11 protein-coding genes and 1 tRNA gene are annotated in these 13,488 nt (G+C 70.5%); 4 read left to right on the top strand and 8 right to left on the bottom strand.

Features of this window, described 5'->3' with window-relative positions:
- Positions 1-514: TIGR03943 family protein (locus tag P1P75_RS32765; protein WP_319262430.1), on the top strand; the 514-nt coding region annotated here is incomplete at its 5' end.
- Between the two features lie 23 nt (positions 515-537).
- On the opposite strand, the gene P1P75_RS32760 is transcribed toward P1P75_RS32765, so the two are convergent.
- The gene (locus P1P75_RS32760) at positions 538-828 is read right to left on the bottom strand and encodes a zinc-ribbon domain-containing protein (protein ID WP_319262428.1); all 291 of its coding nucleotides are present in this window, start codon (positions 826-828) and stop codon (positions 538-540) included.
- Here P1P75_RS32760 and P1P75_RS32755 point away from each other — a divergent pair.
- Together P1P75_RS32755 and P1P75_RS32750 are read left to right on the top strand one after the other, a co-directional pair.
- Positions 742-1,299, top strand: coding sequence for a DUF5958 family protein (locus tag P1P75_RS32755; RefSeq protein ID WP_319262427.1), 558 nt, complete (start codon positions 742-744; stop codon positions 1,297-1,299). The genes P1P75_RS32760 and P1P75_RS32755 overlap by 87 nt on opposite strands.
- 170 nt (positions 1,300-1,469) lie before the next feature.
- Entirely contained in the window at positions 1,470-1,811 is a 342-nt protein-coding gene (locus P1P75_RS32750; protein ID WP_319262425.1) for a hypothetical protein, read from the top strand.
- A 190-nt stretch (positions 1,812-2,001) separates the two neighbouring features.
- Here P1P75_RS32750 and P1P75_RS32745 read toward each other — a convergent pair whose 3' ends face one another.
- The 5 genes from P1P75_RS32745 to P1P75_RS32725 form a co-directional block, all read right to left on the bottom strand.
- Positions 2,002-3,273, bottom strand: coding sequence for a TIGR02679 family protein (locus P1P75_RS32745; RefSeq protein ID WP_319262424.1), 1,272 nt, complete (start codon positions 3,271-3,273; stop codon positions 2,002-2,004).
- Positions 3,270-7,526, bottom strand: coding sequence for a TIGR02680 family protein (locus tag P1P75_RS32740; RefSeq protein WP_319262422.1), 4,257 nt, complete (start codon positions 7,524-7,526; stop codon positions 3,270-3,272). Before P1P75_RS32740 ends, P1P75_RS32745 begins: the two co-directional genes overlap by 4 nt.
- Positions 7,523-8,848, bottom strand: a complete 1,326-nt coding sequence (locus P1P75_RS32735) for a TIGR02678 family protein (protein ID WP_319262420.1) — start codon at positions 8,846-8,848, stop codon at positions 7,523-7,525. The genes P1P75_RS32740 and P1P75_RS32735 overlap by 4 nt, the downstream gene beginning before the upstream one ends.
- On the bottom strand, positions 8,845-10,521 hold the full coding sequence (locus tag P1P75_RS32730; RefSeq protein WP_319262418.1) for a TIGR02677 family protein: 1,677 nt from the start codon (positions 10,519-10,521) through the stop codon (positions 8,845-8,847). The genes P1P75_RS32735 and P1P75_RS32730 overlap by 4 nt, the downstream gene beginning before the upstream one ends.
- A gap of 372 nt (positions 10,522-10,893) precedes the next feature.
- A complete protein-coding gene (locus P1P75_RS32725) occupies positions 10,894-11,802 on the bottom strand; it encodes a phosphorothioated DNA-binding restriction endonuclease (protein WP_319262416.1) in 909 nt (302 codons plus the stop codon).
- Between the two features lie 307 nt (positions 11,803-12,109).
- Here P1P75_RS32725 and P1P75_RS32720 point away from each other — a divergent pair, with 307 nt between their 5' ends.
- Positions 12,110-12,439 (top strand): hypothetical protein, encoded by a 330-nt coding sequence (locus P1P75_RS32720; RefSeq protein WP_319262414.1) that lies wholly within the window; start codon positions 12,110-12,112, stop codon positions 12,437-12,439.
- Positions 12,440-12,504: 65 nt separating this feature from the next.
- Here P1P75_RS32720 and P1P75_RS32715 read toward each other — a convergent pair.
- A tRNA-Pro gene (locus P1P75_RS32715) sits at positions 12,505-12,578 on the bottom strand.
- A gap of 56 nt (positions 12,579-12,634) precedes the next feature.
- Positions 12,635-13,405, bottom strand: a complete 771-nt coding sequence (locus P1P75_RS32710) for a Pr6Pr family membrane protein (RefSeq protein ID WP_319262413.1) — start codon at positions 13,403-13,405, stop codon at positions 12,635-12,637.
- Between the last annotated feature and the right edge of the window lie 83 nt (positions 13,406-13,488).

The following is a 13,488-nucleotide window of genomic DNA, read 5'->3' as shown; positions in this document are numbered from 1 at the left end:
CCCTCACCCGGAACCCCGCATCTCCTGGCTCCTCGTCCTCCCCCTCCTGGCCCTGATCCTGGTGGCCCCGCCGGCCCTCGGCTCGTACAGCGCCACCCGCACCGGTACGTCGCTCCAGGAGCCGCCGGCGTACCCGGCGCTCCCGGCCACCGGCCCGCTCCGCCTCAGCGTGGTCGACTACGCGGGCCGTGCGGTCTACGACGACGCCCGTACGCTCACCGGCCGCCGCATCCAGCTCACCGGCTTCCTGGCGCTGGACGGCGACGGCACCCCCTACCTGGTCCGTATGACGCTCAACTGCTGCGCGGCGGACGCCCAGCCGGTCAAGGTGGGCCTGACCGGCCGGATCCCGCCGGTACTCCAGCCGGACACCTGGCTGGAGATCACCGGCACCTACACCCCGCATCGCGTCAAGGATCCCGTCAACGACGGCCCGATCCCCTTCATAGAGGTCACCGCCGCAAGGCCGGTGCCCACCCCGAAGGATCCGTACGACGAAACGTGGAACACCTGACCCGAGGCCGCCGAACCGAACTCTCAGGACTGGTACGGCTGCTGCTGCGGCTGCCCGTACGCCTGCCCGGCCGGACCGCCGGCGGCCTGCAGCACCAGCTGGTCGGCCTGCTCCTTCACGAGCTTCTGCTCCGCGCCGCAGAACGTGCACTGGGTGAGGTACTTGGTGGAGATCGGGAACAGCGGCACGAAGAACAGCGTGAACTTCGTGACGCGCTTCCTCAGCGTGTGCGCGGACGGATTACCGCAGCTCCCGCACACCAGGGTGAGTATCGCGAGCTGGTACAGATATCCCTTGGTCCCAAAGATGATCATGTCGCCGGTCCTTTCCGGTTCGATGCCTGTCTCCCACAGCACGGGGAAGCGGCGTCTGGCATCACCCACCTTGCCATCCGCGTACCCGCCGCACCGAGGGCGATTGCCGGACTGATCATCAACCTGCCGCGCGGAGACCGACTCCGGTTCTCCAGTCGCGGCAGCGGCCGGGATGCGGCGCGCGGAAGGGCCGACAGCAGCCGTCGCACTCCTGGAAGGGCACGATGGCCGGGCGTGCCGCGAGGGACATCGGTGGCCGGGGCGGAGCGGGCAAGAGCGTCTCACGCAGGCGGTAGGCGAGGATGCCGGCGCCTCGGAACGGAGGCACTCCCGGCCTACGAACTCACCAAGTCCTTCCGCCTGCTCGTCGCCCTCTTCACCATCGCGGACACTCGCAGACGGACCCTGTACTGCGCCGGGGGATGCGGCCACGCCTGGCACAACCTGCCGGATCCGCGACAGTGCGGGTGACGTCGGCAGCCCCGCCTCAGGCCCGTGAGTGTGATCGACAGAGATGCCGTGTCCCACCTCTCCCCGGAACCGCGAACCGAGTGCGCCCGTCATGCCATGTCGTGGACACAGCCAAGCCGAAACCCCACTCCTGTCTCCCCTCGGCAGCCTCCGCATTGTTCGGAGCCGCCATGGGCTGCGCCGCCTGGACGCTGACAGCCTGGGCGCGCGCGTACTGCGACGCGGGGTACGACGCCGGCGGACGCTTCGAACTCACCTTCCTGCTCCCCCTGGTAGTGGCCGGCGAAGCAGCCGCCGCACTCATGGCCCTGGTCATCGGCCGACGCCTGACGCTTCGAGCACCAACCCCGGTCCGCCCAGCACTGTCGACACTTCTGGTGGCTATCGCGACGGTAGGGCCGGCATGGTGGTTCTTCGCGACCCGAGGAACACTGGCCGGCTACCCCGGCGACTCCGGCCTCTGCCCCCCGAGCAACATCCCACCCCAGTGGCCCGACTGGATCCCGGCCTGACGCGCTACGACCCTGCTCGGCAGCAACACACCCCGCAACACACGCAGCAACACCAGAGGGCCCTCACCGGTCCGGCGAGGACCCTCTGACCTGCTACTCAACTGTCGGGGTGGCGGGGTGTGAACCCACGACCTCTTCGTCCGGGTCGGCTCCCGGACGGCCCCCGGAGTCCAGCATGGCACCGACGCCCCTACGTCTGGCGTGACAGGTCGGCCACCAAGAGACCGAGAGTGGCCTCCTCGTGGAGCGCGACGCCGAGGGCGGTCATGGCAGGGGCGAGATCCGCGTCCCAGTCCGCGCTGACCGGCTGGCCGTCGAGTGCCAGTCGAGGGATGCCCTCAGCCTGGCTGCGAGCCGCCAAGTGTTCGTAGTCCGCGGTCCCCATGCGCCAGGGCCGAGCTCCGTAGCGGCGGATGACCCGGTTGGCCAGCGCGATCCCCGGCCAGTCGAAGTCGCCGTGGTACGTGAAGCGGCAGCCCGTGGCGGCGAGGGCGTCGAGAAGCGTGAAGACCACGGTGGCGGCGCTGCCGGAGGTGCACACGAGGGGCTGGACGCAGGCCGCGTCCGCCGCGGCTTCCACCACGCGCGGATTCTCACAGATGTGGATGAGGGTTGCGGCGGGGAGTTGCAGCCGGATGTCATGCAGGTCACGTGGTGTGACGTGGGCTTCGGCGTGATGGTCGGCTCGCTCCCGCAGAGCACGCTCCCGCCAGCCCTCGCCCTCGGGTCGCAGCCCGTAGGTCAGCACCGTGCTGGAGACCTCGTCCGGCGTGACGGACACCAGCCGCCACAGAGCGCGTCGACCGGCCGCGTCGTCGGGGAACTCGGTGCCATGGGCGAGGGCGACGCCGCGTTGTACGAGGCGTGCGAGCCAGGTGCCGTCGTCCAGGCCGTGCGCGGAGCCGGTCGCCATGGCGGCGAGTTCACCTCGGCCGCATGCACTGCCCCGCTCGGGTCCGAGGAGGGTGGTGAGGACCTGGACCGCCTGCTGGAGTGTCCAGACCGCCGTTTCGGGTGACACTCCTCGCGGAACGCCGGCCCGGCGCAACAGGTCGTACCACCGCCGGGGCCATTCCTGGCCGGCGAGGGGGGAGGCGTCCAGCGAGGAAGCGAGGGACGACCACACTTGCTCCCGCCGTGCCGTCGCGTCCTCGCGGGTAGCACGGCGGTCGGTGAGTGGCGGGCCGAGTTCCTCCAGGGTTTGCTCGAGTCCGAGTCCGGCGGCCGAGGCGCGAAGCCGTGCGTCGAGCACATCGAGCCGTACCGTCACGGCGGCACCGGTGAGAGGTTTGCCCAGCAGGAGGGACAGGTCGTTGCGTTCCTGGGGGCTCATCGCGGTGAGCCGGAGGGAGCCGGTGGCCTGTACGCCGTTGCTCTCCAGTCGTTTGCGTACGCTCGACCAGAGCCGGGTGAGCCCGGGGCCCGTCAGCCATTCGCGCGTCGCGGAGGGCAGTGCGCTCACACGGACACCAGACGCCGATGGCGGCCGTTCCAGGTGTAGTGCAGGGTGGCCACCCCGCGTACGTGGGGATCACGGAGGCACTCGTAGATGTGCAGGGACGGAACCTCGGGCCAGTTGCCCATGAGCCGCTCGCTGGTGAGGACGAAGTCGAGATCGAGGTCGACGAGGATACGGCCCAGCCGGCCGTGGGTGGGTTCGTCGACCTTGGCGAAGGCGTCGTCCAGGAGGATCAGCCGTGGCGCGTGCGGTGCCGACTCGGCGAGGCTGGTGAAGTGGGCGGCGGCTGCGGCGAAGAGCACGAGGTAGGACAGCACCCGTTGTTCGCCCTGGCTGAGCCCGGTCCGGCCGGTCAGCTTCCTACGGCGGCCCGGAGCCGCGTCCTCGACCACGAAGGTGTGGAAGCGGAACCAGTCGCGGTAGTCCAGCGCGGTCCGAAGATGGGCGGCGTAACCGGCTGAAGGATCGGCGCGTCGGGCGTCCTCGATCCGGCGTTGCAGGACTTCGCGGAGCTGCTCGGTATCCTCGCGCGTTCGAAGGCTCGACGGACTGCGCAGCAGCTCGACGGCCGCGCGGACGTCCGCGTCCACGTCTTCGTCCAGCTTCCACAGCAGCTCGACGCCGAGACCGTGGGAGGTGCGCACGGTCCGCAGGGTGTCGTTGAGAGCCGCGACCAGGTTCGCCGCGGTGATGACCTGTGTCGAGAGATGGTCGCCGAGCTCGCCGGTCAGGAAGCGCTGGAACACCTCACGCTCGCGTTCGGTGAGCCGTCCCCGGGCCTCCGCGGCCTGGACCGCGATCCGCTCGCCGACGGCCGCGACGTCATGAGACCCGTGGTCGTCGACCAGTCGGCAGACCTTGATCCCGTCGCGTTCCTCCAGCTGTGCGTCGAATCCGCCGGCCAGCTGGTCGCGCAGATCGGTGTGCCGGTTGAGCAGGGTGCTGTCCGACACCTCGCCCTTCGGACGGCCCAGTGCCTGCTCCACGGCCTCGGCGAGAGCCCGTAGCGCGCGCAGCCGGCTGCGGACGTCCACGCTCGGATCATCCGACACGTACTCGGGCAGCGAGGACCGGTCAAGGCCGGCGCCGAGCACCACCTCCGGTCGGCCGAGAGCACCGCGAAGAGCGCTGCCGGTGTCGATGACCTCCGTCTCCTGGTCCGCCAGGGTCCCGCGCAGACGCTTCTCGTCCTCCTCCGCGCGCACGCGCAGGTCGTGGAGGTCGTCGCGGGCTCGTTGCGCCCCAGGCAGGGCGCGGACGGCGTTCGCGATGCGCTGCTTGGCCTCCTGCTCGCGGGTGAGGATTTCCTCCTCGGACGACCCGATGGCCTCCTCGCGGGTACGCAGGTCCTGCTCCGCGGTGCGCAGTCCGGTGAGACGAACCCGGTAGCTCTCCTCCGCGGCCAGGCGATCATCACGGGCACGCTCGTACCGTTCGGCATCCGTCTGATTCGCGCCGAGCCGCTCGCCCGTGCCGCCGACCGCCCTGCGTAGATGTCCCACACCGCTGAGCAGGGCAGCCAGTGCGGTGCGTACGCGGTCCAATGCGTCAGGGTCGCCGGGCAGGTCATGGGCGGTCGCGGTGGCGTCCGCCTCGGCACGCGCCGACACCGCGAGCGCGCGGGCCTCCTCGGCCTTCCGTGCCGCCCGGGTCGCCTTGACGGTCAGGTCACGCAGGGTCTTGTCGGCTGCTTCGGCCCTGCTCCATGCGGTCGCGAGATTCTGCGCCCGGGGGAAGTCCCGTTCCGCGAGTGTGAGAGCCCGACGCATGGCATCGGTTACGGCGAGCTCCTCGCGGACGTCAGCCAGCCGCTGTTCCGTCCGCGCGATCCGCTCCTCCAGCTCGGTGAGGATGCGCCGCCGGGTCTCGGCGCGTACGGCGGCCCCCACGTACTCGGTGCCGCCCTTGTCGTGACGCCCACTGAGCACGCCCAGCCGCCAACTGCCGTCGTGGTACACCGCGTTGTGTGCGGCGGTCTGCGCTGCCGGGGTGAGCGCGATAGCGGCCAGCAGACCCTCCACACGCTCGGACGTCACACCGCACCCCGGTTCAGGGGCCGGGCGCAGGGCCGAGGCGAGAGTCGGTCCGTCGGACAGAGCGGGACCGGGCCGGAGAAGGGTGTCCCGGGTGCGGGGGTCGAGAAGGACGCCGTCCGCGCTGACCCACGCGTCCAGGATTCCGCTCGCTTCCAGCGCCCCTTCGAGACCGGCCCGGTCGACCGGCGCCAGGTCGTCCGCGAAGTCCACGAGCCGGTAGAAGGGGGCTCCACTGCCCGGCGCCCTCTCGGCGATGCGATGGTGCGGGGCCGACGGCTCAGGGTCGGTACGTTGCTCCCAGTCCCGCTGCTGCTCCGTCAGGCGGTTGAGGTCCTCATCGAGTCGGCCGACGCCGAGCGCCAGTGCGTCCCGGCGTCCGATGAGTTCCTCGCCGTGCGGTTCGAGTGCGCCCTGAGCGGTTCGCCACGCCTGGCTGTCGATGTCGGGTGGCAGCGTACGGTCCGCGAACGGCGCGTCGGCGGAGGTCTCGTGGCCGACAGTGGCGTGTACGGCGTTCAGGGGCGGGCATGCGGAGCCCAGCGCTGTCCGTGTGCGCGCCGCCCACTCGGCGACACGGCCCCCATAGACGCCGCTCTCCTCGGCGACCTTCTGACGGCTGACGTCGAGACGGCCCGCGGCCTCTTCCGCCTCACCCTCCAGCCGTTCCCGCTCGGCATCAACCTGAGCCGCTCCGGCGCGGGCCGCATCCGCCCGTGAGACGAGGCGGCTCACTTCCTGGACCATCCGGGCCCGGTTCTTCACGACCGCCTCGGCGTCCTCCAGCTGGTTCCGCCAGGACCGCAGTTCTTCCCGCGTGGTGACTGTGTCCGCGCGGGATGCCGACCGATGCCGTACGGTGCGCGTCCCCCCGTCCGGAGTCGTCAACTCCGTCTCGGTGGACCGGGACAGGACGGTGCGTGACAGAGCCACCGCCTCGCCGAGATGACCGGTGGGGAGCCCGGCTTTCTCCGCCTGTGTCAGCAGCTCGCGGTGTTCGGTTCCCAGCTCGGCCAGCCGACTCCCCAGGTGTTCGACCCCTTCGGCCAGCCGCTCCGCCGTACTCTCCTGCGCGTCGTGCGCGTTGTGCAGGGTGGTGAAGGCGGCCTCGGCGGCGGTGCGCAGCGCCTCCACCGTGCCGCGGCGTTCGGACAGTTCGCGCAGGCTGCGATAGGCGTGACTGGCGTGCAGGGCGGCCAGGTCGGTCCGGGCTGCCTGTTCCTCCTCGCGCAGGATCTCCAGCCGGCCCTCCGACTCCTTCTCCTGCGTCCGCAGGTCGCTCGTCCGCTGTGCGGCGTCTCCGGCCGTCCGTCGCCGCTGCGCGAGGACGCCCAGCTCGTGGCTGACTCGCTGTGCGGAGGTGCGCAGGACTCCGGCCAGGTAGCCGCGGTAACTGGTGAGGAACGTGCGCAGTGCCGCGTCGGTGCGTTCCAGGCGGCCGAGTTCGTCCCGTACGGCGTCGAGGTCATGGAGGTTGCGTGCCACCTTCTCGACCACGTCCTCGTCGAGCCCCGGCAGCGTCTCGCTGAGCAGGGAGGCCAGGCCCCCGTGCTCGATGCGGTCACCGACCGTGGGGCGTCGCAGCCGGTGGAGGAGCTGCGTGAGGTTGCGGTAGCGCGTCGCGTCGGTGATGCCGAACAGGTCCCGGGCCACCCGGGAGCGGTGCATGACCGCACGCTCGGTCGTGTTGTCGGAGCCGACGATCTCCTTGAGCCGGTCCAGGGGCAGCGGCTTTCCGCCGTCGACCAGGTGCAGGTCCTCGCCGACCCGCAGCGGGGTGACGAAGAACGTCGGCACCGCCTTCTGCGTCGACTTCGAGGCACGGATGACGGCACCGAGCGTCAGGAAACGGTGGCCGCCGTCTTCGGCCGTGCCCCGGAACTCCACCCACAGGTAGCCGAGACGATTGGTCTGCTCGAACCCGTCCAGCATCAGCCAGGGGAGAGTGGTACGGCCGGTACCGGTCGCATCCAGCGCCCGGGAGTCGCCGTCCAGAAGATACGGAAGCAGCATCTCCAGGGCCTTGGACTTGCCCGCGCCGTTCTTGCCGCGCAGGAGCAGCCGTCCGTCACCGAAGGAGAACTCCTGAGCGTCGTACTGCCAGACGTTCTGGATGCCCGCCCGGTGCAGCCGGAAGCGGGTGCCGGTGGTCGTCGCGCGCCCGGTGGTTGTCGCAGCGCCGGAACGCGGCAGCGGAACGAGGCCACGTGCGTCGGTGGTCATAGCGGCAACTCCTCTTGCACATCGGTTCCCTGACGAGCTCTGGCAGCCGGTCGCACGGTCACGACGGTGGCGTAGCGCGCCGCCGCGGCCAGCAGCACCCAGCCCTCGCCGCCCGGCCGTGCGCCATGGACATCGGTCACCGTGCGTCCTTCCGGCGCCTCCTGGACGTACCCCTCCGGCAGCCCTTCTCCCTCGGCGCGCAGCCGTCCCGTGCGGGCCATCAGTCGCATGCGGACCAGCAGGTCCAGCACGGCCTCCCGCAGGGAGGGAAGGTCCTCCAGATAGCCGCGCTGCCAGTTGCTGCGCTGCCCGTACTCGGCGATGAGCTCGGCGAGCACCTCGTCCACCAGGCCGTCCCGGACGGCCACTCCGATGACGAGCGTCCCGCCGGTCGCCGGATGCCCCGGTTCCTGCGGCCGAAGCCGCTCCACGAGCCGTTCCACCAACAGCAGCGCGGCCTGTGCGACGGTCCCGGTGCCCGGCAGGTGCAGATCCGTCAGCTCCTCCTCGGGATCCACCAGAGCTACGCCCTCGGCGCGGATCTCCATTTCCACGCCCAGGAGTTCGGAGAAAGCCTGGGCTTCCCGGCGCTGCCGGGTGCGCAGCCAGTCGCGCTCGGCGTCAGTCAGCTCGTCGAGGTGCACAACAGGTGTCTCGACGAGCATCCGGCGCACGTACGTGCGCGGCCCGCTGAACCCCGGGTCCGCTGCCCGCCGCACCAGGTCGGCGCCGTCCCGGGCCTGTGCGAGCGGGCCGGCTACGACCACGCGTGCCAGCTCCCGGTCCACCGTGATCAGGGCCTCCCCGCCCGCCTCCTGCGCGATCACGGCCACCTGGCCCTCGGTCTCGACGAGGACACCCCACTCCACGAGCTGGCGCAGGGCCGCCACCAGGGTCCGCTTTCCGGCCGCCCGGCCCGTCTCCTCCAGCTCGATCCCCGCGTCGGCGGCAGCGGCCCTGATATCGGCGACCAGGTGCGACAGCAGCATCTGCTCGGGCGCGGTCACCAGCACGGACAGGGCCAGCGCGAGGCAGGCGTACGTGTGCGGGGTGAACGGGGTGCCGGTGGAGCGCTCCAGCCGGTGTCCCGATCCCGCCCCCAGCCCCGCCTTGAACAGCCGGGCGAAGGAGCTGTCGACCAGCAGGCGGTAGCCGAGCACCTGCTGGAACCGTTTGCCCAGCCAGTCGGCATGCCTGCGGATCAGCGGGAAGAGGTCGGCGTGAGGGCCGTCCGACGCGACCAGGGGGTGGGCGAGCAACAGCCGGGCGGCGGTACGGCGTTCGGCGGCCAAGGCCACGTCGTGAGTCGAGGGAAGGGTCATGACACGCTCGCCTCGGCCTCGCCGTCGACAACGCCTTCACCGTCGAGAGCGCCTTCACCGTCGAAAGCGCCCTCGCCGTCGACTGCGGCTGCGATACGGCTGATGTCCAGCTCCAGGTCGTCCAGCAGCAGGTCACCGTCGGCCGAGTACAGCACCGTCCGCACGCCCGCCGTCCGGAGCACGGTGAGCCGGATGCCCAGTTCGGCGTCCTCGCTGCGCGCCGAGTCGAGGCCGAAGTCCGCAGGCCCCTCACCGTCCGAATCGGCGAGTCGCCTGAGCTGAGCGTTCCCGAGTGCCGTGGCCAGTAGTTCCAAGAGCAGCCCGAGCGCCGCCGAGGTGAGCCGTACGTCGGTGAACCGACCAGACGCGCTGCGTAGTTCGTCCGCCGCCGCTGTCCTGGCCGCCGCCCGCTGCCGGGCGGCCTCCCGCAGTCGCTCCTTCTGCGCGGAGTGGTCCTCCACCGCGGAGGCCCGGCCCCGCTGGGCACGGCTGCCCCTCTCCCGCAGGGCCACCGGTACTTCGACCACGGGACCGGTCCACCAGCTCGTGTAGGCGGGCACCACCTCGTCGGTGGCCGGGGGTATGCCCAGATGGCGGGCGCCGTACAGACCGAAAGCGGCGACGGCGATGTCGTGCGCGTCCTGCGGCGCCGCTTCCTCGAACCAGCGGGCCAGCCGCAGCAGATCCTTACGCCGGGACATTTCGCCGGTGGCCGACCTGAGCATCCGCTTGGCGTTGGCGAGCAGCGACTGCAACGCGCGCAGCGTGGCGTCCCGCAGCTGATCGACCTGGCTGCCTTGACCGTCGGTGTCCCTGAACCAGCCGCGCAGGCCCTCCCAGTCCACGAGCTCACGGCCCCGGCTGCGCTGTACCCGGACCTCCGGGCGTCCTTCGCCCTGCGCCGACAGCCCGGTGAGCCCCTGGGCGTGGGCGTCCAGCCGATCCAGCAGAGCCGGGATGTGCGGCCACAGGGTGTCCAGCGCCGCCGAGATCCGGGGCGCACGGAACGCCACATCCTCCGTGATCGCCTCGACGTAGTCCAGGAGCAGCTCCTTGAAGCCCTGATACTCGGCACTGTCCAGGTCGTAGCGCGACAGCACCTGGCCGAGATAGGCGTAGAAGTCGCGTATGGAGTCCGCGAACTCGGTGAACTGCACGAACAGCGTGCTGATCCGCTCCAGTCCGTCCTGCGGCTCGACGCCGCCCGGCGCGGTCACGAGATCGGCCAGCTCCCGCAGCCCGCGCTCGACCAGGGCCAGCAGTTCGTTGCTCACCTCGCGGGCGGCGTCGGCCTCGGCAAGGACCCCGTCAGCATCCCGCTGAATGCGTTCGCCCAGTTTCGACAGCTGGTAGCGCGAGCGGGAACGCTGGTACTCGCTGATGCTGGACGCCTTCACCGTGTGGCTGCTGCGCAGCAGGTTTCCCCACTGCACCAGCTGCTCCAGCCGGACCGTGAGGGTGTCGGCGTCGAGCCCCGCGGCGGGACCACCGCCCTGACGCAGTTTCGCCATGATGTCCGCGACGGAAAGATCCGCCAGCAGCGTGCCGCAGAAGACCCGCATGATCGCGATGTGTTCCAGCCGCTCGCGCGCGCTGAGGTACGTGTACGCGTCCAGCCGCCGCCGCGCCCCCTCGCCGACGTCCTGACCTGCACCGGATGCTGATGCCCCCATGTCCGTGAGGTTACGCGGCGCAGCCGGCCACCGCCGGTGAGCGGCCGAAAATGCCACGGACGTGTGTCAGGTCCCCTGAATGGGGCCCTCGGATTCTGCGCCGAGTGGCTTCCAGGAGAATGGGGCACCCCGCATCGCGGGCCGCCTCGGCCGTCACGCCTGCTTCAGCGAGTACGTCGACAGCTACGCCAGCAGTGAGCACCGGCAGACCGTCGCTTGAACTCGCGAAGGCTGACGCGGCACTGAGTGATGAGAGCCGGGTCAGCAGGGCGATTCACGCGTCCGTCCTGGCCAGGATCCGGGGCTGGAAGCCGTGCGGGATGTTCCACTTCCGCACTCCTTACCAGTGGGGCGCGGTCGACGATTCGACGGTCAGGCGGCCGTGGCAGGGCGTGGGCTCCCGTGGAAGACCTGGCTGGTGTGCCAGGAACGGTGGATCGTGGCGACCGGGCGGGCGCCCGGTTGAGGTCCGATGAGTGGTCTGTCGGCGAGCGCGATGACGTGTTCGCGGGCGGCCGGGCTGTGGCCGACGAAGCGCTGGGAGACCAGGATGCGGTGGCCCTCGCCGACACCGAGGACGCCCTTGTCGAAGAGCTTGTGGTGCAGCGAGCACAGGCACAGCCCGTTGTCGAGATCGTCCGGACCGTCGAACGCCCACCAGCGCACGTGCGCGGCCTCCAGCCCGACCGGCACCGCGCCGATCCTGCCGTCGTAGCCGCAGAAGGCGCACTGGTACTCGTAGGCCGTCAGGACCCGCTCCCGCATCCGCGGATCCCGCCGCCTCCGCACGGCGGCCGAGAGCTCGGCCATGAACTGTCCGGTCTCCGCCGGCTCCAGCTCCAGGCCGACGGCTTCGCACAGGTCGCCGTGGAGCGAAGGCGGGAAGTGCAGGTCGAGCAGGACCCGTGCTATCCGGCCTAGCAGCGCCGGCTCACGCCGCAGCGCCACCCGCAGTTCCGGCGCCAGCTGCCCGGAGGCCCCCGCGGTCCGCAACTCCCGCACCCCGCTGCCGGGGCTGCCCGGTCCGCGATCGGTGCGTACCTCCCACACGCCGTCGCTCACCAGATGGTGGAACGGGTAGGCCGGAGTCGTCCTGTTCGGCGGACCGTACTCGGTCAGCAGCCGCTGCAGATCCCCCTCCACCGCGCTGTACCTCAACTCACCGGCGGCATCCTGCTGGAACCGGCCGAGGGCGTACAGCAACAGCAACGGCTTGTGCGGAGCGCGAGTCCCGCTTCTGGTCCACTGCCTCAGTTTCGCGGTGCGCTCCAGCCAGTCCATGACCGGCGATCGTAGTCGTGCCTCGTTGACCAGCGATCTGCGCATGTGTGGAAAGCCTGACGAGTAGTGGCGAGGTGATTGCGACATGTCGGCAACCAGGTTGCGCCATGGTTCGCGGGTCTGTTGTTCTCCGTCGATCCACCGTGCTCGCGCGGTGTACTCGGGAAGCGGAAGGCCGGCCGAGAAGTGGGAGATGTCGACGTAGTAGGTGCGGGAAGTCTCCGGACAGTCGGCTCAGGTGTGCCAGGCCGCGTCGAGCTGCGGAAGCGAGCCGACCGTCGGCGGAGGCGACGCGCTGCATCCCGCGATGCGAATCGTCGGTCAGACCGAGGTCTCGCTGGGCCTTCGCCAGGCAATACGTGGCCAGTTCGACCAGGTCGTCGGGGAGCAGCTCCGACGCGAGGACGGCCGAGAGACGCCTGGTCGTGCGTTCACAGTGCTGGTGCTGGTGCTGGTGCTGGTGCTGGTGCTGGTGCGCGTGCTGGCGCCGGGCGATGGCGCTCAGCGTTTCCACCAGGGCATCTGCAGCAGCCGTGATCCAGACCGGCGCCGTGGTGAGGGACGGCATCTTCGGAGCCGCCCCGCAGCAGCCGTAGTCACTCAGCAAGCACTCAGGGATCGAAAGTCACGCAGTTAGACACTCAGCAACGCCAGAGGGCCCATACCGATTCGGTAAGGGCCCTCTGACCTGCTACTCAACTGTCGGGGTGGCGGGATTTGAACCCACGACCTCTTCGTCCCGAACGAAGCGCGCTACCAAGCTGCGCTACACCCCGATGTCGCTGCTGTACTGCTTGTCGCGGCGACGTCGTTTACTTTAGCCCACCGCTGGCTAGAGACGAAATCCGGTTTTGGTGCGGTGAGGGATGGGGTTCGGGCGGGCGTGGTCGAGGGCGACCAGGGGGATGGCCAGAGCGTAGAAGGAGAGGCCGAGGAGGAGCGCGTTGGCCAAGGTGTGTTTGTAGCCGTGGGCCGCGGCGTCGAGGAACGGGTAGAAGTAGCGGCCGGGGGCGCCGGTGTTGATCAGTGCCGCGCGGGTCAGGAAGAAGGCCAGATAGGTCAGGGGATAGACCAGCCAGGTCGCGGCCTGGCGCAGGTGGAGGTGGCCGGGGGCCGTCAGCAGCAGCCAGTCCAGGAGGGCCGCCGCCGGGATCACCGTGTGCAGGAGGTGATGGGCGACCGCGTGCCAGCCGGTGAGGGCGCCGGCCGTGCCCGTCACCGAGAACGGGCTCGCCGTGTCCGCCAGCAGTAGGTGGTACACCAGCCCGTTGATCACGGCGTAGAGCAGTGCCGCACCTGTCAGGGTGGAAGGGAGGGGGCGGCGGGCTGTCCAGGCGCGGCGGGCTGAAGCGAGGGTGACCAGGGCCAGCAGGATCGTGCTCTGGACCGAGAAGTGGCTCAGTACCCGTGGGGGGCTGCCGATCAGCAGGGCGAGGGTCACCGCTGCGGCCGCCGTCCCGGCGATGAGCAACCGGAGCAGGCCTGCCAGTCGGCGGCGTACCGGCGTCACCACCGCGGAGGCGGGGACGAAGGAGGGCAGGAGCGCGTGGGTCCGCGGGATCGCCGGCAGGTCCGGGATGTCCCTGGGTATCGGGGCGGTCATGCACTCACGCTAGGGATTGCGCACGAAAGGGGCGATACGGGTGACCCGTCCGGGGGAGCCCGAGTTCCCCAGCCCAGCCCAGC

Origin of the sequence: Streptomyces sp. ID05-39B, assembly GCF_033794725.1 — a bacterium.
Classification (GTDB): domain Bacteria; phylum Actinomycetota; class Actinomycetes; order Streptomycetales; family Streptomycetaceae; genus Streptomyces; species Streptomyces bobili.
Note: the sequence above shows the minus strand (reverse complement) of the source record. Positions and strands in the feature narration are given on the sequence as shown.

Coding starts and splice junctions, on each gene's coding strand:
- P1P75_RS32760 (WP_319262428.1), bottom strand. CDS start 828: ATGATCATCTTTGGGACCAAGGGATATCTGTACCAGCTCGCGATACTC.
- P1P75_RS32750 (WP_319262425.1), top strand. CDS start 1,470: ATGGGCTGCGCCGCCTGGACGCTGACAGCCTGGGCGCGCGCGTACTGC.
- P1P75_RS32740 (WP_319262422.1), bottom strand. CDS start 7,526: ATGACCACCGACGCACGTGGCCTCGTTCCGCTGCCGCGTTCCGGCGCT.
- P1P75_RS32735 (WP_319262420.1), bottom strand. CDS start 8,848: ATGACCCTTCCCTCGACTCACGACGTGGCCTTGGCCGCCGAACGCCGT.
- P1P75_RS32730 (WP_319262418.1), bottom strand. CDS start 10,521: ATGGGGGCATCAGCATCCGGTGCAGGTCAGGACGTCGGCGAGGGGGCG.
- P1P75_RS32725 (WP_319262416.1), bottom strand. CDS start 11,802: ATGGACTGGCTGGAGCGCACCGCGAAACTGAGGCAGTGGACCAGAAGC.
- P1P75_RS32720 (WP_319262414.1), top strand. CDS start 12,110: ATGCGAATCGTCGGTCAGACCGAGGTCTCGCTGGGCCTTCGCCAGGCA.
- P1P75_RS32710 (WP_319262413.1), bottom strand. CDS start 13,405: ATGACCGCCCCGATACCCAGGGACATCCCGGACCTGCCGGCGATCCCG.